Below are 22538 nucleotides of genomic sequence, written 5' to 3'. Positions count from 1 at the left end.
GCCTAAATTGCGACATAATAGATTACGAAAAAAAGAAATGCTACCATGATAATCACAAAGCTTTCCATCCAAAATAACTTGCTTTTCTGCATGGCTTTTTGAGATCGTTGTTGTTTGTTTCTTTTCGTTATAGTCGTATCAAGTTTTTGATTTGTAACTTTTAAAAGCTTATTGCTTAAATCTTTTTGCATTTCAAGACTTGATTGATATCCTCCTTGCAATGCTTTCTCTAAACAAGCTTGATACGGCATCAACACTTTAGATTGCCTTACTTTTTCTCGCAATGTTCTAGCCGGATATCGCCCACGATCAAATTGATTTGGATAAGCATAATGAAGTGCCATCATCGCTAAAGCAAATAAGTCATAACTCGGCTCTGCTTTACGTGTCCCAGCCTGCCAATAACCTCGATCATAAAACTCCGTATATTCTTTTATTGATCTGCCAATTTGCGTTGTACCACCAACATCAATCCACCGTAACCGTGGAGGTGAAGAACTCACAATTACATTATCTAATTTCAAATCACCAAAAACCCAACCTTGGTGATGTAATCGCTCTAAATCCTTTAATAGCTGTAAGAGTAATACACCTAGCCAATTCTTCCCTCGTTGACGCAAAAAGGAAGCTAGACCTACCCCTTGTACATACTCCATTACATAGAATGAGTAACATGTACCATATTGATCAATCCAATCATCAACATCGATTAAAGAAGGCCCAAGACGAGTTCCTTGGACCTTAGATAGGTGTTTTAAAACATTAACTTCTGTTGTAATCGATGCCGCTTTCTCACTTATTTTTAACGCACTTACTCTACCATCTTTTCTTTTACACAAATAAACAGTACCAATTGCTCCTTTTCCCAATTGCTTTTGGACGACATATACTTGTCTATGCCACTTTCCACTGATAATTGACCCTGGCCTAAGATCAAAAACCGGCTTCTTCGATGGATTCATCGTTTCTATTCATACTCCTTGTTAATTTCATTTTTCCAAATTGATGCATCGCTTCTTTTAGTGCCGGACCAGTAGGTGTAATTCCACCACTCGTTAGTTTTGGAAAAACAGATGAAATCGAGTCTAGTTTATTTGTCCAATCTATTACCTTATTTAATGCTTTTCTTTTCCCAGGAAAAGTATAAATCGCAAATTTGTTCTTACCTATTCTCGCATTCATACTAATAGATAAATCAATTAACGCTTCTTTTACAGTTGGTAATTTGTTTTGCATACTAGCACTAGTATCAACCAAAACAAGTACTTCTACATTACTAGTTTCCCCTAAATCCTCAACAACTTCCATTACTTCTCCTCGCTGTTCAGGTGGTAAAGATTCCATCGTTTGATTAGGGCCTAGTATTTGCTTTAATTCTTGATTCACGACACCTTGTAGCGTTTGTGTCATTGCTTGTTTTGTTACCGTTTGAACTGTTTGTGATAAGGCCTGTTGATAAACGATCTGGCTAACTCCTTCTCCAGCAAGTGCAACTTCTTCAACCTCTTCCAATCCTATTGGTTGTTCACTTTGATCATCTTCTAATACCCCGATGACATTTACCGCTATCCCTTGTTGCGCTATTAATGCTGCGACCATCGATGGGTCTTCCCCTTTATTTGAACACCCATCTGTAATCAGTAATATTTGCTTCAATGTTCCTTTTTTCACTTTACCTCTCCTCCTGCGCTTCACGTTCGACACGACAACAATGTCACTACGCTTTTCGTTACCAACATTGTCGACGGAATCGCAGGACTTTATACCTTTAATGAAAAATTCTCAATTTGCTTTTTGTTGGTATGTGGGTATGCTCGCCCACTTTGGATTAAACTTTGATATTTTAGCTACTAGCACTGTCATATCATCCTCAATTTTTCCTGACGTTGTTCGAATCACCTCTTCTAATAAAAGATCCGCAATATCTTGTGGCTGGTTTGTTTCTAATTCTTTTATTTTACGTTTTAACCAAACATCAGAATTCTCAATATGCTTTGGTCCTTCAAAAATTCCATCGCTTGTCATAATCAGAATATCTCCATCTTTTAACTGATGATCTACCACCTCAACATCAAAATCTTGAATGATACCAATCGGCAAATTACTTGCCTCTATTGTTTGCACGCGCTCCCCACGTTTTATATAGCTTGGTGTTGAACCAATTTTTAAAAATTGCACCCCAGCATGATGAAGGTCAATCATCGCCAAATCTAATGTAGAAAATACTTCGTCACTTGTCCGCAACGATAGAATTGAATTAATCGATTTTATTGCTACTTGTTCATCAATACCAGATTGCAAGATTTGCTGTAACAAACGCAAGGTTTCTGTACTTTCTTCATGTGCCCGTTTCCCATTCCCCATTCCATCACTAATAGCTAACGCATACTTACCTGAACCAACTTCCATTGTGGAATAACTATCACCAGAGATAAAGCCACCATCTATTGCAGCATGTGCTAAACCGATATCAACAATATATTTTTTGGCTGAACTAAAGCTAAGATGACAATACCCATTAGGTAAAGGAGAAACCTCTTCCTTTTGCACAATAATGGTCTCTTGTAAAATATCTGATAAAATCGGCGCAATTAACTTAGGTCCTTCTCCATGATACTGATAAACAGACAAATTCATCTCAATATCAATCTCGCCTTTCTTTAAGTTGAAAATTTCTAATTTTTCCATTTCTAAACCAATATATTTAAGTGCCGCAATAATTTCTAATTCTTGCTGTTCATGATTCTCCCTTTCCTTCACGATTTCTTTCGCAAAATCTCCCATCACTTCGGAAACACCTAAAAGTTGATCCGCTACAATACGTCTACTTTCTCCAACTTGCCTTTTTAATTTTTGATTCGCTTCATAATAAGATAATTCTTCTTTCATTACTTCAAGTACTTTTTTTGATTTAGCACAGTGATGTGAAAATTTTGCATGCAGCACTTTATTTGGAGGTTGTCCTCCCTCAAAATCATCTTTCAGGTTTGTCATGAAATCATATGTCTTGTCAAATTGTTGCGCCCAGCAATAATCCTTTTTAAAACAACTTTGACATGTTTTTTCAGTTACATTGCTTAAGAAGTAATCCGTTTCTTTTTGTGCTTCATCTTCTACAATAGAATCTTTTGGTTGTCCATCAAAACTTTTTGACAATGCCTGAAATACATTAGAAAATTGTTCAATTCTATTTGCCGTTACATCTCGAACCTTTTGCACATATTGCTTCTGTTCTTTTTCATGCTCTTTTGTTCCTGGTATAAATCGGGATAATTGCCTTATCCACTGTTCAGGTGTACAAAAGAACAATAGAACCGCAATACCTGTTTCTAATATAGAAGGAAATAACGCGATAGTACCGCCACCATAAATACCGAGTAAGATCGTGCCTACAAATAACCCTAAGCAAACACCTATTTTTTTTCCTTCTTTCAAAAGTCCACCTAACAGCCCTCCAAATGCTAGCAAACTCATTTGATATAGGCCGCTCACACTAGCCAAACTCAATATTAAGCCCGCAACAACACCAACAGTTGAACCAATCGTTGCACCACCAATATACGCAAGCCATAAAACCAGATAACGTGAAGCGATCTGTTCAACATGTGCACCTTGTAATTCCCAACCGATTGTTCCAGTTAACACAGATGCTAATAAAATAATTAATGAGATAATTTCTTCACTTTTTAAAGCAGGTTTATATCTTTTTGGTGATAATAAAGGAATACTTTGCATAAATATTAAAACAAGTACCGCACTTAAAACTGCCTCTATTGAAGCTAATGCAACTTCAAAAGTGTTTACCGTTTCAAAAAGCGCATAATGTGCTAGACGCGATAATAGACTTGCAAAAAATACGATAAACGGTATAACCTTCTGCTGGTGTTTCAATTGTTTAAAAATAGCAGCAAAGAACACAAAGACAAGCGATGCAGCTACAATAAATGCACTTTGCTTAGCCCCTACCGATAGGGCACCTATAGTCATAACAACAATTAAAACTCTTACCTTTTCTTTACGGACAAACCAAACAGAAGCTAAATAAGCAAGTGCAAACGGTGATAATGCTTCTAAAATAAATGCTCGTCCAAGTAAAAAGCCAACTAAATAAAGCAGACCACCATGTTCAAATAAAATACGACGTTGTTTTTCCAACCATCGTTTTTTCCAATTTTCTGCTCTATTTGTTTGGACACGTAAAGTTTCTGTTTCTGACATCATATCCAACACACCTTCACTCCTCGTATAGTATGTTGTTAATTAAAGCACACCTTCTTTCAATTTTTTGTCAAAATAACCAATCTATCGTGACAAAATGTTCGACTTATTCCCTTACATAACAGCGCTTTTCAACATAAAGCGAAATTGCCCCTCTCTGTGATATTGTTTTATTCATACCAAAAGCCTTTAAATAACTTGGAATTTTATTGCAATACAAGGTTTCTGCTATTTTTAAAATTTGTATTATAGAAAAACGGACTTCCATATAACATGAAGTCCGTTGAAGTCCGTTTTATCGATCTGATATCTGATTTTTATTTCACATTTTCCAAGTGATCAATTTGGTTGTAATTATGTACGTGCCATTTATCTACAATATATTGTACATGGCTAATACACGCATTTGCTAACTTTGTATTCATAAAATCAATTTGCTCTTTTGCCATCTCATTTAACAAACTATGAATCACTGCACCATGAGCAACTACTAACACTTTTTTGTTCGGAAACCTCTGATTAATTTCCTCCATCCCACCCATTACTCTCTTTATAAAATCTTGCTTTAATTCTTGGTTTGGGTATTCATGGTTAGGGAAAAGGCGTAACCTTTCTTCCAAAGTTAACCCTTCTGCATCTCCAAAGCCTCGTTCTTTAAAAGCATGCCTTTCAACTACATCTACTTGTAGCTTTTGATTAATGATTTCAGCTGTCTGCTTTGCTCTTTTCATTGGGCTACTTACGATAATGTCCCAATCCGAACCTTCAAAATAAGAGCTACATGCTTCTGCTTGCTTAATCCCTGTTTCATTCAGTGGGATATCTGTACTACCCTGAATCTTTCCTTGCAAATTCCAATCTGTTTCACCGTGTCGAACTAGACAAATCATTTTTCAGTTGCCCCCTATATATTTTTATGAAACTAATGTCTTCGTTATTTATTAAAATCCTATTGACAGTTAAGACAAGCTGTTGTAATATATCACTTGTGCCTTTGAAACAAGCACAGTTATTCTCACTGCGTGGCGGCGTAGCTCAGCTGGCGAGAGCGTACGGTTCATACCCGTGAGGTCGTGGGTTCGATCCCCTCCGCCGCTACCAATTATACCTAACCTTATTAGTAATAAAATACATAAACAATAAACAAAATCTTCCTGCATAATATGTAGGAAGATTTTTCAGTTATACAATTCTTTGAAAATTTAGTGCCAAAAACCTATAAACTATGCATTAATTTTTTGTTTCTCTGACCCGCTCCTCAAGTGAAATTGTCTCCCTTTCCGCAGGCACGGCTTCAGCTAACTAGGAAGAAAGAACGCTTCCTAGTGGATCTTCAGCTCGTGGGACTGCGATTACTCGCCCCATCAAAAACATCCGCTGTTCCTGCTGGAGTGTCGACAATTTCACTTGATCCGCTAGTATGTGAGCCTCATCTTTTTAAATAACTAATCAAGATGGTGTTGCGTTTTTTTCTATGACAGGAAACTAGACTAAGCTGTAGAAAAATGCGAGACTCCTGTGGGAAAGGAACAGTCTGAAGACCCCACGGAAAGCGAGTGTTTTTCGGAAGCGCGGGAATACCGCTTAATTTATAAAGAAAGAATTAATGATAATGCGCTTTTTAGATCAACTGTGTATTTTAAAAAATCAGGATATAAGAATTTAACTTTAGTTAAGATAATTTACCCCTTCATTGCGAAGCAGCACAACAATAATGGTCAAAAATACCATTCCACAAATGCTTAAGGTGTCTTTTTTGCGCCAAGCTAATCTGCGGAAGCTTGTCCGTGGCTTTCCAGACTGATACCCTCTGACCTCCATTACATCTGCCATGTCTTCTGCACGTTTCAGTGAACTAACAAATAACGGCATTACAATTGGTGTAAGCTTCTTCATCTGCTGTGCTAAAGAACCCTCTCCAAATGTTGTACCACGTGCTCTTTGTGCATCCATTACTTTTTGTGTTTCATCTAATAAGTTTGGAATAAATCGCAATGAGATCGATAACATTAAGGCAATTTCATCTACTGGCACTTTAATAGTTTTCAGCGGACTAAGTAGCGCATTAATTCCATCTGTTAAGTCAATCGGCTTTGTTGTTAGCGTTACGACCGTTGAAATGAAAATAATCATTACAAAACGGGAAAAAATAAAAGCACCATTAATTAGTCCAAACTTCGAAATGGTGATTAATCCCCAATCTATATAAATCGTACCACCTGCTGTAAATAATATTTGTAGAAATACCGTAAATAAAATTAACCAGATTAGCGGCCGAACACCCCGTAGATACGTTTTTAGCTTCACATCTGATAAGCGCATGACGAAGAAAGTAAATGCCCATAACAAAAGATACCCTTGCCAGTTATTTGCAACAAATAAAAGAGCAATAAAATAAATAGCAGAAACTAATTTTGCTCGTGGATCCAAGTGGTGTAGCAATGATTCGCCAGGAAAATAGCGACCTAATATTAATTTATTCATGCTAATCCCACCTCAATCAAACTTTCTGTCAATTCATCTATAGTCAAACATATCTGCGGTAGTTTAACTCCTGTTTCTTCTTCTACTTTCAATTGAAGCTTTCTTGCTTCAGGAAAATCAACACGCCAATTTTGCAAACGTTCTGTATCAGAAAAAAAATCCCTTACGGATTGATAAGCAGCTACAGTCCCCTGTTCCATTACTACAACATCATCTGCATAAGCAGCCACATCATCCATATCATGCGTAACAATAATTGTGGTCAGTTTTTCCTTAGAGTGGAGTTGTTTAATCATTGATAGAATTTCGCGCTTTCCCTCAGGATCTAAGCCAGCTCCAGGTTCATCTAAAATTAATACATCTGGCTCCATTGCTAGAATACCAGCAATTGCTACACGCCTTTGCTGTCCCCCCGATAAAGAAAAAGGTGATACTTCCAATAACGTTTCATCTAAACCAACAAACTCCAGTGCTTTTTTCGTACGCTTTTTTGCTTCTTCCAAAGGTACATCAAAGTTAAGTGGACCAAAACAAATATCCTTCTCTACCGTCTCTGCAAACAATTGTGCTTCCGGAAACTGAAAGACCATTCCTACATGTTGCCTTACTTCTTTTAATGCCTTCTTTGGTTTATCAGCTGTAATCACAATTTCGCCAACCTCTACACTACCGTCTCGTGGTAAAAGAAGTCCATTAATGGTTTTGAGTAAACTTGATTTCCCTGCACCTGTGTGTCCTACTATTGCAGTAAATGAATGAGTAGGCAATGCAAGATTAACATTTTTTAATATATTTGCACTCCGTATTGGACCAAGTTGATAATCTGCTGTTACATCCTTAAACGTTATCTGCATAACCATTTCACCATTTCATCTTCTGTCATATACGTTTGTGGTACCTTTCGGCCCTTTGCATTTAATTTTCGCCTTAATTGCTCTGCAAACGGTGGTTCTAACTGATTATTCGTCGAAAACACCTCTTTTGGCGTTCCTTCTTGAATTAGTTTTCCTTCATCCATTACAAGGATCCGGTCTGCCAATGCAGCTTCATTTCGATCATGTGTAATAGAGATAATCGTAATGTTTTCATTTTCTTTTAAATATTTCAAAGTTGAAAACAAGCCACGTCGACTTTGTGGATCAAGCATAACAAACGCTTCATCTAAAAGAATAACATCTGGTTTTAATGCTAGGATTCCAGCAATCGCAACCCGTTGCATTTGGCCCCCTGATAATTGAGATGGGTCCTTTAAACGATATGTCTCCATGCCTACTAACTGCAATGCATCTTCTATTTTCAACTTCATATCTTCATACGGCATGTTGTTGTTTTCTAAACCAAAGGCAACATCGTCTTGCACAGTTGTACCAATGAATTGATTTTCAGGATTTTGAAATACTAAGCCAATTTTTTCACGAATCCTCCACTTTGTGTCTTCACTTAATATTTCATTATCAATAGTGATTGTTCCTTTTTCCGCTTCCAATAAACCTACAATCAAACGCGCTAACGTTGACTTCCCTGATCCATTATCACCGACAATCGCCACCCATTCTCCCTGCTGTACAGAAAAGGAGACCGAAGACAAGGTATTATTATCCTTACGTAAATCATAACGAAACGTAAGATCATTCACTTCTAAAATAGTTGGTCTAGCCATTAGAGTTTTCCTTTCATTGCATTATTCTCTTAAAAAAGCACAACAGATAGTGCAAGCATTGCAACAATAGAACCATTTACTAAGACTAAGTTTTTTACTGCTACACTAAACGTCTCTGCCTTCACTTGTTTTCGGTTAAATTTACGTACATGGCGATACACTGGATAGCTCACTAGTAATGTCACAAACATCACCATTGGTAAAAGATCTAACAAAACAGCCGCTATGATTGCAACAAATGATAAAATATACAAGCTATTAAATAATAGAATTGCGTATTTTTTACCTAAATAATAAGGTAATGTAAAACGATGATTTTTAATATCTTCTTCTATATCACATATATTATTAGCTAACATTAAATTTGCAATGGTAAACATACATGGGATTGAGATCAACACAACTTCTAACAGTAGCAAAATATCTGCTTGTAAGCTAATTGTTCGTCCTTCCCATAACAACTGAACAATCCCTTGATCAAATGCATTTACGTATACTGCTAAAAACACAATTCCAAATCCCATAGTTACACCAGAAAAAAGTTCACCTAAAGGCATTCTTGAAAATGGAATTGGGCCAAATGTGTAGAAAATCCCGATTCCAAAACAAACCATACCTACAAGTAAAACAAATAGATCCGTACGGAACACAAGCCAAATACCAAGTCCTGACGCAAAGGTTAGTAAACTCAAAATAGTGATAATAACAACTTTTTCAGAGATTTCCTTTTGCCCTATAATATTATGTTCCTTCCGATAACTTTCAGTGGATGCTTTCCGATAATCCATATAGTTATTTATTGCAGTTGTTGTTAGATCAAAGCTAAGCATAGAAACAAAAAAGATCACTGTATTAATTGGATGGAAACTGTCAAAGCGGTAATAAACAAATAAACATCCCACCAAGAATGGGAAAACACTTGCAATCTTCGTTTGAATCTCAACCAATTTCAAAAACGTAAAAAATGACATTTTCCACTCCCCCTTTTAAACCTCTCTATAATTCACCTAATTGAAAAGAATCATTTGTTAATTGAAACTCATCTTCTAACCCTGAAGTTATAAAGATCTGATTATCTTTATTAACAAAGATAGCTTCTACACCTTCTTGGTTCTCAATAAAAGCCATACCACCTTCTAGACCTTTTGAGAAAACTACTGTTGATAAAGCATCACCATCAATTGATTTTTCACTAACAATCGTTACCCCGGCAATTTCATTATCGAACGGATAACCATCTATTGGATTTAATAAATGATGATAACTCACCCCGTCGACTTCCAGGTAACGCTCATAAATTCCAGATGTAACAATCGATTGGTCACTTGCCTCAATTTTTCCAACTGTTTCTCCTCGTGCAGAAAATGGGTCTTGTATACCGACCGTCCATTTATCACCAGACGGATTATTGCCTTTAACAAAGATGTTACCACCTAAATCAATAATAGAGGTTGTCACGCCGTTTTCATCTAATACCTCATTCACTTCATCTGCAATAAAACCTTTTGCGATTGCACCTAAATCCATTTGCATATTCTCATCTTCTAAATAAACCGTTTTATTTTCTTCATCTAATGTAACTTTTTTATAATTAATTAATGATAGAACTTCATCAATTTCAGCTTGCTCTGGTTTCCGGGCATCGTCGTAACCTATATGCCATAATGAAGTTAATGGACCAATCGTTATGTCAAAAGACCCCTCTGCTTGTTCACTATAGCTTTTCCCAGCTTGTACTAATTCAAATACATCATCTGTTACTTCCGTAGGTTTCTCGCCTGCATTGGCATTTACTTCATCAATTTGCGAATCTACCTCTCCAACTCCAATTTGCTCTGCCAGCATCTCAATTCGGTTAAATACTGAATCTAGTACATTTTCTTTTCCTTCATCGTAAATTTTTACAGTCACAACAGTTCCCATTAAAAATTCCGTTTGCTTATAAGGTGATTGCAATAAATCACCTTCATTTGAGCTACACCCCGCTAGAAATACTAGTATGAGTAGTCCAACTATAGTTGCTCTTTTTTTTATCAATGTTGTCAAAACCTTTCTCTCTTAAAATAATAGAAAACAACTTTTACAATTACATTATTTATTTTACATGACTTACAAAATTTCTTTAAAGAATTTTACATTATTATTTATTTTTGTGAATATATTCACATTATAACAACGTGATTATAGCATTGTGTTTTTTTGCTGTCTATCACTTTAATCTCATTATAGTTATACGTTAGCATGGATGAAGGCTGATTGTATAGGGTTTTTTAAATATATGACTACTTTTTGAACATTTAAGTTTATTAATTTTTTAAACAAAAAAGTGCACTTTCTAGAATTATTTATATATTATCTTTAAAAAACCTAGACACAAGCCTAAAACAGCTGTACAATTAAGTCAGGTTGTTCAAATATTCACAACAATTTTCAAATCATTACTAATCTCTAAAGGAGTGAATAAATATTATGGCAAACAAGAATATTGTCATTATTGGAGCAGGTTATGCTGGTGTACACGCAGCACAGAAACTTGCAAAAAAGTACAAAAAAGATGACGCTGTTACCATTACATTAATTGATCGTCATTCATATCACACAATGATGACGGAATTACATGAAGTGGCTGCACATCGTGTCGAACCGGAAGCAATTCAGTTTGATCTACGTCGTCTATTTAACCGCACAAAAGTAAATTTAGTGACGGATAATGTTACACACGTAGATCATGATAAGAAGAAAGTTTTAACAGAAGATGGAGAATATGATTTTGATTATCTTATTCTTGGTATGGGTGGAGAACCAAATGATTTCGGAACACCTGGTGTTGGCGAAAACGGGTTCACACTATGGTCATGGGAAGACTCTGTCAAACTTCGTGAACACATTGAAAAAACAGTTTCCCGTGCCGCTTTAGTTAAAGATGAAGCAACACGTCGCGCGATGCTAACCTTCACTGTTTGTGGTTCAGGGTTTACTGGAATTGAAATGGTTGGAGAATTAGTAGAGTGGAAAGAACGTCTAGCGAAAGATAACAAAATTGATGCAGAAGAAATCACTTTATATGTAGTGGAAGCTGCACCAACAATTCTAAATATGCTTGAGCGTAGAGATGCTGATAAAGCAGAAGCTTATTTAGTGAAAAATGGCGTTAAAATACTAAAAGATTCTCCTATAGTAGAAGTTAAAAAAGAAGAAATCGTGTTAAAGTCTGGAGAAACAATTCCTACACACACTTTAATTTGGACTGCAGGGGTAAAAGCTAATTCAGATACAAAAGACTACGGCATGTCAACTGGTCGTGCAGGTCGCCTGAAAGTTAATCAATACATGGAGTCAGAAGACTTTGACAATGTCTATGTTATTGGTGACTTAGCGTATTATGAAGAAGAAGAAGGTAAACCAACACCACAAATTGTTGAGGCAGCTGAGCAAACAGGTACAACAGCGGCTAAATCAATTATTGCTGAAATCAGCGGTGGAGAAAAAGAAGCGTATGAAGGTAAATACCACGGTACAATGGTATCTATCGGTGCGCGTTATGGTGTAGCTGATCTTATGGGTGTTCACCTAAGTGGTTGGTTTGCAAACTTTATGAAACACATGGTTAACCTTTATTATTTCTTTGGTATTTCAAGCGGCTATTATATGGTTCAATATATTCGTCATGAATTCTTCGAAACAAAAGATAAACGCAATATTTTCCGTGATTTCTTAACACGTTATGGTAATGTACTTTGGAGTTTCCCTCTCCGTCTATTTGTCGGTGGTTTCTGGTTAGTAGAAGCTGGTATGAAAATTTGGGGCAAAGACACATGGGAACAAGCAACATCCAGTTTCTCTAACCTTGGACAATTGTTCAATGGATTAGGTGAAGGTTCTTGGTTAGTTGGATCAACTGTAAGAATGCCATTCGAATGGTTACAAACTGCAACAAGTGGGGCTAGTGAAGCTGGTGAAGCATCAGAATGGGCCACACCAATTTTGAGTAGAATGCCTGGGATCTTTGAATGGTTTATGCAAATTGTTATGCCAACACCTGAAGTTGCAGTATTTATGCAAAAATTCATGGTATTTGTTGAGTTAGCAATTGGTTTAGCTCTTGTAGCTGGTTTATTCACTTGGTTAGCAAGTGCAGCAAGTGCAGCATTCTTAGTAACGTTTACACTTTCCGCAATGCTTGGTTGGGATAAAGTATGGGCTCTTCCAGCGTCAATTGCACTATTGAACGGTTCTGGACGTACACTTGGTTTAGATTACTGGGTAATTCCTTACCTACAACGTAAACTAGGTAACTGGTGGTATGGTAAAGAACAATCCATTTATCAGGATAAGAAATAATTTTTATATGATATAGATATACTACTTTTAAAGAAAGCGATTGGCTCTAAGTAGAGCCTTTCGCTATCTTATTTTATTTAATATCTTTGCACAAGCAAAGTTAAATAATTTAAAAACAATGAAGGGGAAATAAGAAAATGAAGGCATTTTTAAGAGTGCTTAAAACAGGGGATCTAGTTATTATCACTGTATTAATTTCTGTTTCTTTTTTACCCTTTGCGGTTTTTTATATGCAACAATCGCAAAATACAAATACCGATCACGAAGCTGTAATATCGGTTGATAATGAAGAAGTAAAACATATAACACTTACAGAACATGAAGGAACAGATGTTTTTGACATTTCAAAATTTGAGGACGAAATAAACACCATCGAAGTAGTAGATGGGAGAATTCGTATTAAAAGTGCAACTTGTCCAGACCAAGTATGTGTACGCACTGGTTACATTTCTGAACCTGGAGAAACGATTGTCTGCCTTCCTCATAAGTTGATTGTTGAAGTTCACACAACAAATGAAGATACTGAAGCTGATATCATCAGCTCTTAAGGAATAATTTTGCACGATAAGATTGGAAGTTGAATTATGACAAAAAATCAGCGTCTTGTTTATATAGCCCTATTAGCTGCCCAAGCGGTGATTATTAGTTTATTAGAACGCGCGATACCATTTCCTTTCGCGATTGCACCAGGGGCAAAGTTAGGTTTAGCCAATATTATTACATGTATGGCCTTGTATACCTTACCCTTAAAAGATGCTGGTAAAGTCGTTGCGATTCGACTAGTACTAGCAACTTTACTAGGAGGGACCATTTCTACTTTTATGTATAGCGCAGCAGGTGCTGTCCTTAGTTTCTTCGGTATGTTAGCTGTTAAGAAACTTGGCGCTTCACGAATAAGCTTAATTGGAGTTAGTACCACAGGTGCTGTATTGCATAACATTGGACAATTAACAGTAGCGAGTTGGATTGCTCAAACCTGGACAGTACTATTATATTTACCGGTATTAGCCTTTATCGGTATCTTATCAGGTATTGCAATAGGTGTTGCAGCCAACTATTTATTAACCCATATTGAGAAACTTAATTATTATATGGCCTTACGAGAATTACGGTAATATGACTTTTAACGAAAGAGGTTTTTCACAATGCGTGTACACCCTATGTGGAACAGCTTCCCTGCTTTACAAGCAGACTTAGCAAATGTACTAGAATTGATCGACACACATATCCGTGTCCGTGATAAAACAATTGAAAAGACAATCAAAGATTTAGTTCATTCAGGTGGTAAACTATTACGCCCTGCCTATTCCCTTCTCTGCGCTGAGATTGGGCCAGAGTATGATAAAGAAAAGGCGACCGCCGTTGCGGCAGCACTAGAAACATTGCATATGGCTACATTAGTTCATGATGATGTGATTGATGGCGCCACGACAAGGCATGGAATCCCAACAATACACACAACCCATGGTAACCAAATTGCAATTTATTCAGGAGATTATTTGTTTTCCGTTACTTTCACATTATTATCACGACATGCTACTTCATTAGCACATCTAGAGTTTAATTCACGAAGTATGGAAAAGATCTTAAGCGGCGAATTAGATCAGCTACATTCACGATTCAAACCACCCGAAAGTGTCAAAAACTATTTGTCACGTATTTCAGGAAAAACAGCGCAGTTATTTGCTGTTAGTTGTTATTCAGGAGCCATTGAAAGTAATGCTTCTAGAAGAAATACAATGAATGCTTGGAATATGGGACATTATATTGGAATGGCTTTTCAAATTATGGATGATATCCTTGACTATAAAGGTAATGAAAAAACAGTTGGTAAACCTGTTATGGCAGATGTACAACAAGGGATTTACACCCTTCCATTAATCTATGCCATGCAAAGTAATCGTAAAACATTAAAACCGATCTTAGAAAAACAAGAAGCTCTAACCGATCAAGATATGCAAATAATCTTGCGTACAATTGAAGAAGAAAAAGGGTTGGAAAAAGCACAACAATTGGCTGAAAGATATACAAAAAAGGCGCTTAAAGAATTAAACAAATTACCTAATGGCACTTATAAAGATACTTTATATCAAATTACTACTAGTCTATTAAACAGAAATCTATAATATTATAACCTATAAAAATCCCCCAAATTCACGGAGAATAAGGGGGATTTTTCCTTTTAGTCTGTGTCTGACTACTAACTTCTCTAATTTATTTACCCTTTAAATAATCGTGCATTAATTGCTACGATTATCGTACTCAACGACATTAACACTGCTCCTACTGCCGGACTTAACACAATGCCAATCGGTGATAGTATACCGGCCGCAAGTGGTATCGTTACAATATTATAACCTGCTGCCCACCAAAGGTTCTGAATCATTTTTCGATAGGTTGATTTTGAGAGTTCTAAAATTGAAACAACATCTTCTGGGTTGCTTCTTACTAAAACAACATCTGCCGTTTCCATTGCAACATCTGTACCAGCACCTATCGCAACACCTAAATCTGCATTCGCAAGCGCAGGGGCATCATTAACACCATCACCTGTCATCGCAATCTTCTTACCGCTTTTCTTTATTTCTTTAATCTTGTCTGCTTTTTCATGTGGCAATACTTCAGCAACTACTTGGTCTAAGTTTAATTGTTTCGCAACCCATTGAGCCACTTTATTATTATCGCCTGTTAACATTTGTGACTCAACATTTTGATCCTTCAATCTTTTAATTGCTCGCTCAGCACTTTCTCTAACCTTATCTGCTAAAGCAATCATACCTGCCAATTGATTATCAATAAGAACAAATACAACTGTCTTACCTTGCTCAGAAAGAGAGTTAAATTTTTCTTTATTGTAATCTATTTGTTTTTCTTGCACATATCCAGGACTCACAATAAGGACTTCTTTTCCTTCTATTATTCCTTTTAATCCTTTTCCTGTCATAGATTCAAAATGTTCAGGTTCATCAAAGTTTATCTCTCTTTCTTTCGCTCCTTCAACAATTCCTCTAGCAATTGGGTGCTCAGACTGAATTTCAAGTGATGCAGCAACCTGCAATACATCTGATTCATCATAGTCTGATTCTGCAATAACCTCCGTTACACCAAACTCACCCATTGTTAATGTTCCTGTTTTATCAAAAACAATTGCCTCTATATTTCTTGCCTCTTCAAAATTTGTACGATTTCTTATTAATAAGCCTCGTTTAGCAGCTAAAGCGGTAGACCGTGCAACTACTAACGGTGCTGCAAGTCCTAAGGCATGAGGACAGGCAATAACCATCACAGTTACCATTCGTTCTAGGGCATAAGCAAACTCATAACCTAACATTAACCAAACAATAAGTGTGATAATACCCGCTGACAGCGCTACGTAAAACAGCCATTTAGCGGCCCGATTAGATAAGTCTTGTGTCTTAGACCTTGACTCTTGTGCTTCCTTTACCATTGTTACAACCTGGGAGAGATAACTTTCTTCTCCAGTCTTTTCTACTTGAATTGTTAGTGACCCTTCCCCATTAATAGAACCACCAATAACTTCATTGTTAATTTCTTTATCTATCGGTACAGATTCACCCGTTAACATCGATTCGTCAACAGAAGATTGGCCTTTTACAATACTGCCATCGACTGGAACTTTCTCGCCTGGTTTTACAAGTACATTATCTCCAGGTTTTAAACTAGCTACTTCAACATCTTTCACATCACCATTTTCATCGATTAGATGTGCTGTTGATGGCATCATTTTAACGAGTTCTTCAAGTGCATTTGAGGCACCCATAACAGATCGCATTTCAATCCAGTGTCCCAATAGCATAATGTCAATTAAAGTAGCTAGCTCCCAGAAAAAGTTACTACCTGACAGACCAAAGACGGTTAATGAACTATATCCATAAGCAACCACAATTGCTAATGCAATTAACGTCATCATACCTGGATTTTTTTGTTTTAACTCATCAATTGATCCAGTTAAGAATGGTTTTCCACCATAGAAAAAGATAAAGGTAGCTAACACAAATAAAACGTAACTAGAACCCGGAAATGTTAATTCAAAATTAAAGAATGATTGAATCATTGGTGATAGTAGTAATATTGGAATAGTTACTATTAATGAAATATAAAACCTGCGCTTAAAATCATTTATCATATCGCCGTGATCATGACCCTGATGTCCATGATGGGAGTGTTCACCGTGGCCATGAGCTTGATGATTGTCATGATTATGGTGTCCATTTGCATGGTCATGGTCATCATGAGAGTGATGGTTATGATCATGAACCTGTTGTTTTTGTTCTTCATCATGTTCTTTATCCAATTTCATTCCTCCTTCTAAAACTTACACATACTTCATTTGTTCACACAACTATTTTATTTTCTTAATATTAATATACCGCCTATAGGTATAGATTAAACATACACAAGAAAATGCAGATTACTCGCCCCATCATAAAGCCCTACCCACGGAAAGCGATGCCATTTCACTTATGGAGCGAGTATGGAATTCACTCCTTTAATTAATGCGCATTTTATATCAACTGTGAAGGTTAATGGGTCAACTCATTTGCTATAAGAGTATATAAAAAGCATGCAGAACTCACCTGCATGCTTTTTAAAACTTATTTAAACTACATCATATCCTTGTTCTTCAACCGCTTCTTTCAGTTTAGCCTGATCAACTTTTGACTCATCAAAGCTAACATCTACCTTACCAGTCTCTAGACTCACTTCTACGTTGTCTACTCCTTCTAACTCAGTAAGCGCTCCATTAACCGCACCTTTACAATGGCCACATGTCATACCTTTTACATCTAATGTTATATTTTTCATTTGAAAATTCCTCCTTAAATAAAATTAATTTTATATTTTCACACGCTTTAATCGTAAAGCGTTGGAAACAACAGAAACGGAACTAAATGCCATCGCGGCACCAGCAATCCAAGGTTGAAGAAGTCCTAATGCTGCAATTGGGATTCCTGCTGAATTATAAGCTAAAGCCCAGAATAAATTTTGGCGAATGTTAGTCATTGTTTTTCTACTTAAACCAATTGCCTTTGGAATATTAGAAAGATCCCCACCGACTAATGTAATACCAGCTGTTTCAATAGCCACATCAGTACCTGTTCCAATTGCAATACCAATATCAGCAGTTGCTAGTGCGGGTGCATCATTTATCCCGTCACCAACCATGCCAACTTTTTTACCTTTTTCTTGGAGAGTTTTAACATGCTTCGCCTTATCTTCAGGTAACACTTCAGCAAATACATGATCAATTCCCACTTGTTTTGCAATTGCTTTAGCTGTTCGCTCATTATCGCCAGTAATCATATACACTTCAATATCTTGTGCCCTTAACTGTGCAATAGCTTCTTTTGCATTTGGTTTAACTGTATCAGCTACAGCTACCATCCCAGCCAATTTTCCATCAATGGAAAACATCATTGCGGTTTTTCCTTCTGTTTCAAACTGGATCATTTGATTTTCATATTTATCAAAATCAATATTGTTTTCTTTCATTAACTTACGTGTACCAACAAGTGTCGTCTTTCCGTTTATATGTGATTTAATACCATGACCAGGTATTGCTTCAAATTCATCAACTTCTAACACTTCAACATTTTCTTTCTTCCCATAATCTACAATTGCTTCTGCAAGTGGGTGTTCAGATGAACGTTCAGCTGCAATTAAATATGGAAGAGCATCATCCATAAAGTACTGTATATCTGTCACTTCAGGTGTGCCTTTTGTTACAGTACCCGTTTTGTCTAATATTATTGCGTTAATTTCATGGGTCTTCTCTAGATGTTCGCCACCTTTAAACAATACGCCAGTTTCTGCACCTTTTCCTGTTCCAACCATTATTGATGTTGGAGTCGCTAACCCTAATGCACAAGGACAGGCAATAACTAGAACTGCGATGGATGCTTCTAGTGCTGTTGGCCAATTTTGTGGATCTACAATAAAGAACCAGATTAGAAATGTTAAGATTGCGATTACTACTACAATAGGAACAAAGATACCTGAAATAACATCTGCGAATCGTTGGATTGGGGCCTTTGACCCTTGAGCATCTTCAACCACTTTAATAATGGTTGCCAAAGCTGTATCTTTCCCAACTTTTGTTGCTTCCATTTTTACTGTTCCATTTTTGTTAATTGTTGATCCGATTACATTATCACCGGAAGTCTTTTCTACCGGAATAGATTCACCAGTAATCATCGATTCATCAATAGCTGATTTTCCAGAGACAATCATACCATCTACAGGTATTTTTTCACCTGGTTTAACTACAAGTGTGTCACCAACAACGACTTGCTCCAATGGGATTTTCACTTCTTCTCCCTCACGAATAACAGTTGCATCTTTTGCTTGTAAACTTAACAATTTAGATATAGCTGCAGTTGTTCTGCCTTTAGCCATTGATTCAAAAAGTTTGCCTACAAGTATTAATGTGATTAATACAGCACTCGTTTCATAATATAAGTGCGGCTCATAACCAGCATTAACTGTTGCCCGAATACCCTCAACTAAACTGTAGAAAAATGCTGCAGAAGTACCTAAAGCAACAAGCACATCCATATTAGCACTCTTATTCTTCAGACTCTTATAAGCTCCAGTATAAAATTGCCAACCAATGTAGAACTGTACCGGAGCAGCAAGTATAAATTGTAACCATGGATTCATTAAAAATCCAGGCATTGGTATGTTAGTATCCCATGGCATGTGGCCAACCATTGAATAAAGAAGCGGCAATGTTAAAAGAGAAGAAATTAATAATTTCACTTTTTTATCGTGGATTTCAGTTTCTTTATGATCTTTCTGCTCTTCTCTATTTTGACTTTGCTTTGCCTCATATCCTAGTTTTGCAACTTTTTCAGTAATTTCATCTATACTAACAATTTCAGGTTGGTAATCAATGATACCTTTTTCGGTTGTGAGGTTAATTGATGCCTCGACTCCATCCATTTTATTTAAAACTTTTTCTATTCGAGTGGAACAGGCAGCACAGGTCATACCATAAATATCTAATTCAGCCTTTTCCGTTTCCACACCATAACCAAGTTTATTTATTTTGTCAGAAAGGTCAGATGGTGATACTTTTTCTGCATCGTATTCAATCGATGCCTTTTCCATTGCAAGATTAACGTTTGCTTCTACTCCATCTATCTTATTAAGTACTTTTTCTATCCGAGTTGAACAAGCAGCACACGTCATGCCTGTTATACCCATATCTACTTTTTTATTTACCACATGACTCACCTCCAATTCATTTAGAAAATTGCTGCATTACTTTCATCAGTTCATCAATCGATTCTTCACCATTTCCAGTTGTGATCGCATGAGAAACACAGTGGTTCATGTGTCGTTCAAGTAATTGAAATCCTGTATTCTTTAGCGCAGAATTAATAGCACTTATTTGAACTAATATATCGATACAATAGCGATCATCTTCAACCATTTTTTGAATACCTCTAACTTGGCCTTCAATTCGCTTTAAACGATTGATTACCTTTTGTTGTTCTGATTCACTTCGTGGTTTGATCGGTTTCATTTGATTATTCATGTATTCACTTCCTTTCACCAACTACAACTATACCCTACCATAGTATTGTATTAATTTCAAATATTTATTAACTTATTCTCCTATAAAAATATTATTTTCTCAATCACCTTAAATATCCAATAATATTTTTAATTGCAATAACATGTAAATGGGATGCATATATATCTAAATATCAAAATTGTTTCTTGGGGGTTAATAAATGAATCAATGGGAAGAGCGTATATCATTTCCCGACTCGAAAATTGCAGCATATCAGCAAGGAGCAAATTTTCGTCATTACAAATTGGTGGTCGAAAAAATTAAGCATCCCATCTTAACGAATCTTACAATTGATGCACTTGGATATAATCAATCAACACCAGGGCCTTTAATTATTTTAAGACAAGGGGAGTGGGTCTTTCTTGAAGTAGAAAACAGACTTGATGAACCCACAGCGTTGCATGTTCATGGCCTGACAAAACCTAATACACAAGACGGAAACCCTGTGATAGAACCTACACCACAAATTCAACCAGGTGAGTCTTTCACTTATAAATTCCAAGCTTGGCGATGTGGCACTTTTTTTTATCATTCTACTCATGATTTTCAAGCAAACCTAGGGTTATTAGGTCCTTTTATTGTGATTCCACGTGAAGTAAAACCAGAAGCAATTCCAAATCGTGATTACATTCAAGTCATTCAACAATGGCAAATTAACCAACCTGAAATTGGTAAAGTCTTTTCAGGTACATACAAACCAATCAAATTTGCTAATAATCCAAACTTTTTCACTTTGAACGGGAAGAGTTTTCCATATACCACCCCAATGTATGCAAAATATAGAGAAAAAATTAGAATGCGTTTTATCAACAAATCTAGTTCTAATCATTCCATGCACATTCATGGACATGATTTTAACATCGTAGAAGTTGATGGATTTCCTCGGCATGGTTTATTTGATGATACAATCTTCATAGCTTCTGGCAAACGCTTTGATATCGAGTTCATTGCAAACAATCCTGGAGTTTGGCCAGTTAATGGTACTAGGAGCTTTCACCAATCAAATAACGGTGAAACTCCCGGCGGAATGATTAGCCGTTTAATTTATCTGCCCTCGATTAGATAATATCACCATATAAAAACACCAAACTCTTAAGAGTTCGGTGTTTTTATATGTTTTATTTTCATTAGGCAACAGATAAATTTTTGGATTATAAAGATATTTACTGACTGAAGTTAGTGTATGGGAGATTTCTTCATAGTTATTACTCTCTTCTTTAAGTACTTTCCCAATTGATTTAAACTAACAAAAAATGCTCCACTATAACTGCCATCATCAATAGCACTAACTATATGATAAGTGATTATAATTATTCTTAGTAGAATATCAACCCTAGCTACAATTGTTCATAAAGTAGAAATCAAAGTTTCGCTATGTTAGAATCCAAATTAATTGTAGTTGAGACATCAAAAGAAGAGGAGTAGATATTGTTGAATAAAGACACAACAGATATTATCAAAAACAGATATAATCGAATTTCTAGTGTCTTCGATATAATGGATAAAATGATGCCAGAAAAATGGCGAGAAGATTTGCTGAAAGAGGTAAAAGGAAACGTTTTAGAAATAGGTGTTGGTACATTACTTATTATCCAGCGGACGTAAAGGTAACAGGGATTGACTTTAGCCCAGCTATGTTAGCAAAAGCAAAAGAGAAGGCGAAAAACCTCAAAACTAATTTTAAATTAGTAGAGATGGATGCTCAATCACTGGATTTTCCAGATAACAGCTTTGATACAGTTATCTCAACATGTGTCTTCTGTTCAGTTCCTGATCCCGTTCAAGGCTTACAAGAAATTCGAAGAGTACTCAAACCAAATGGGTACTTATTAATGTTGGAGCATATGCGAAGTAATAATGAAGTATTAGGTAAAGTAATGGATATTATAAACCCTATTGGATTGCGTATCAGCGGGGCTAATATTAACCGCAAAACTGTTCAAAACATTGAGAATGCTGGTTTAAAAGTTATAGATAAGGAATTGCTAATGTCTACAATAATGCGTAAATTAAAAATATCACCTAACAAATAAAACAATGAGCTATCTCTTTTGAGATAGCTCATTGTTAATTCATTATATTATTCTACAGTAGTTTCACCAGTTACCTCACCAGCGATGTTAGCTGAATCTTGGTATTCTTGACTTGCGAAAGTAAGATTTCCTTCAATTGTTGATGTTTCATGAAGTTGGAAACCATTAGCTTCTACATATACATCACCTGCTAAAGTACCAC

General features: G+C 36.2%; 20 protein-coding genes and 1 tRNA gene. 8 read left to right on the top strand and 13 right to left on the bottom strand.

All coding sequences use genetic code 11. The features are described 5' to 3' along the window. Positions 1-2: 2 nt before the first annotated feature. From D2K40_RS14160 to D2K40_RS14145, 4 genes are all read right to left on the bottom strand, one after another. Positions 3-962 carry a protein kinase domain-containing protein gene (locus D2K40_RS14160; protein ID WP_117156990.1) on the bottom strand — a complete coding sequence of 320 codons (960 nt, stop codon included), beginning with the start codon at positions 960-962 and terminating at the stop codon, positions 3-5. Then, the gene (locus tag D2K40_RS14155) at positions 934-1695 is read right to left on the bottom strand and encodes a VWA domain-containing protein (RefSeq protein WP_268237325.1); all 762 of its coding nucleotides are present in this window, start codon (positions 1693-1695) and stop codon (positions 934-936) included. The genes D2K40_RS14160 and D2K40_RS14155 overlap by 29 nt, the downstream gene beginning before the upstream one ends. Positions 1696-1782: 87 nt before the next feature. Beyond that, on the bottom strand, positions 1783-4218 hold the full coding sequence (spoIIE, locus tag D2K40_RS14150; RefSeq protein WP_373285575.1) for a stage II sporulation protein E: 2436 nt from the start codon (positions 4216-4218) through the stop codon (positions 1783-1785). A 317-nt stretch (positions 4219-4535) separates the two neighbouring features. After that, positions 4536-5108, bottom strand: a complete 573-nt coding sequence (locus tag D2K40_RS14145) for a histidine phosphatase family protein (RefSeq protein ID WP_117156988.1) — start codon at positions 5106-5108, stop codon at positions 4536-4538. A gap of 134 nt (positions 5109-5242) precedes the next feature. Here D2K40_RS14145 and D2K40_RS14140 point away from each other — a divergent pair. Then, positions 5243-5319: transfer RNA gene (locus D2K40_RS14140), tRNA-Met, on the top strand. Between the two features lie 567 nt (positions 5320-5886). On the opposite strand, the gene D2K40_RS14135 is transcribed toward D2K40_RS14140, so the two are convergent. The 5 genes from D2K40_RS14135 to D2K40_RS14115 are packed head-to-tail and all read right to left on the bottom strand — an operon-like array spanning position 5887 to position 10396. Further along, entirely contained in the window at positions 5887-6702 is an 816-nt protein-coding gene (locus tag D2K40_RS14135; protein ID WP_117156987.1) for an energy-coupling factor transporter transmembrane component T family protein, read from the bottom strand. Then, entirely contained in the window at positions 6699-7556 is an 858-nt protein-coding gene (locus tag D2K40_RS14130; RefSeq protein ID WP_117156986.1) for an energy-coupling factor transporter ATPase, read from the bottom strand. The genes D2K40_RS14135 and D2K40_RS14130 overlap by 4 nt, the downstream gene beginning before the upstream one ends. Continuing rightward, entirely contained in the window at positions 7547-8362 is an 816-nt protein-coding gene (locus D2K40_RS14125; RefSeq protein WP_117156985.1) for an energy-coupling factor transporter ATPase, read from the bottom strand. Before D2K40_RS14125 ends, D2K40_RS14130 begins: the two co-directional genes overlap by 10 nt. 29 nt (positions 8363-8391) lie before the next feature. Continuing rightward, a complete protein-coding gene (gene menA / locus D2K40_RS14120; RefSeq protein ID WP_117156984.1) occupies positions 8392-9333 on the bottom strand; it encodes a 1,4-dihydroxy-2-naphthoate polyprenyltransferase in 942 nt (313 codons plus the stop codon). 25 nt (positions 9334-9358) lie between these two features. Beyond that, entirely contained in the window at positions 9359-10396 is a 1038-nt protein-coding gene (locus tag D2K40_RS14115; protein ID WP_373285576.1) for an FAD:protein FMN transferase, read from the bottom strand. A gap of 435 nt (positions 10397-10831) precedes the next feature. Here D2K40_RS14115 and D2K40_RS14110 point away from each other — a divergent pair, with 435 nt between their 5' ends. From D2K40_RS14110 to D2K40_RS14095, 4 genes are all read left to right on the top strand, one after another. Further along, positions 10832-12703, top strand: a complete 1872-nt coding sequence (locus D2K40_RS14110; protein ID WP_117156983.1) for an NAD(P)/FAD-dependent oxidoreductase — start codon at positions 10832-10834, stop codon at positions 12701-12703. A 137-nt stretch (positions 12704-12840) separates the two neighbouring features. Next, positions 12841-13251 carry a NusG domain II-containing protein gene (locus D2K40_RS14105; RefSeq protein WP_117156982.1) on the top strand — a complete coding sequence of 137 codons (411 nt, stop codon included), beginning with the start codon at positions 12841-12843 and terminating at the stop codon, positions 13249-13251. Positions 13252-13287: 36 nt separating this feature from the next. Next, a complete protein-coding gene (locus tag D2K40_RS14100) occupies positions 13288-13818 on the top strand; it encodes a Gx transporter family protein (RefSeq protein ID WP_117156981.1) in 531 nt (176 codons plus the stop codon). 30 nt (positions 13819-13848) lie between these two features. Continuing rightward, positions 13849-14829: a polyprenyl synthetase family protein gene (locus D2K40_RS14095; RefSeq protein ID WP_117156980.1), complete on the top strand. Its 981-nt coding sequence runs from the start codon at positions 13849-13851 to the stop codon at positions 14827-14829. A gap of 92 nt (positions 14830-14921) precedes the next feature. On the opposite strand, the gene D2K40_RS14090 is transcribed toward D2K40_RS14095, so the two are convergent. The 4 genes from D2K40_RS14090 to D2K40_RS14075 form a co-directional block, all read right to left on the bottom strand. Further along, entirely contained in the window at positions 14922-17024 is a 2103-nt protein-coding gene (locus D2K40_RS14090) for a heavy metal translocating P-type ATPase (RefSeq protein ID WP_117156979.1), read from the bottom strand. A gap of 299 nt (positions 17025-17323) precedes the next feature. Beyond that, positions 17324-17530 (bottom strand): copper chaperone CopZ, encoded by a 207-nt coding sequence (gene copZ, locus D2K40_RS14085; RefSeq protein ID WP_117156978.1) that lies wholly within the window; start codon positions 17528-17530, stop codon positions 17324-17326. Between the two features lie 30 nt (positions 17531-17560). Further along, positions 17561-19930 carry a heavy metal translocating P-type ATPase gene (locus D2K40_RS14080; RefSeq protein ID WP_117157003.1) on the bottom strand — a complete coding sequence of 790 codons (2370 nt, stop codon included), beginning with the start codon at positions 19928-19930 and terminating at the stop codon, positions 17561-17563. A 37-nt stretch (positions 19931-19967) separates the two neighbouring features. Next, positions 19968-20264, bottom strand: coding sequence for a metal-sensing transcriptional repressor (locus tag D2K40_RS14075; protein WP_117156977.1), 297 nt, complete (start codon positions 20262-20264; stop codon positions 19968-19970). A gap of 199 nt (positions 20265-20463) precedes the next feature. Here D2K40_RS14075 and D2K40_RS14070 point away from each other — a divergent pair, with 199 nt between their 5' ends. From D2K40_RS14070 to D2K40_RS14065, 3 genes are all read left to right on the top strand, one after another. Beyond that, entirely contained in the window at positions 20464-21369 is a 906-nt protein-coding gene (locus tag D2K40_RS14070; RefSeq protein ID WP_117156976.1) for a multicopper oxidase family protein, read from the top strand. Between the two features lie 365 nt (positions 21370-21734). Continuing rightward, positions 21735-21908, top strand: coding sequence for a hypothetical protein (locus D2K40_RS16780; RefSeq protein WP_308422916.1), 174 nt, complete (start codon positions 21735-21737; stop codon positions 21906-21908). A 29-nt stretch (positions 21909-21937) separates the two neighbouring features. Then, a complete protein-coding gene (locus D2K40_RS14065; protein WP_308422919.1) occupies positions 21938-22336 on the top strand; it encodes a class I SAM-dependent methyltransferase in 399 nt (132 codons plus the stop codon). Positions 22337-22538 lie beyond the last annotated feature (202 nt).

This window comes from Paraliobacillus quinghaiensis (genome assembly GCF_003426025.1).
Classification (GTDB): Bacteria; Bacillota; Bacilli; order Bacillales; family Amphibacillaceae; genus Paraliobacillus_A; species Paraliobacillus_A quinghaiensis.
This window is presented reverse-complemented; position numbering and strand designations above follow the sequence as displayed.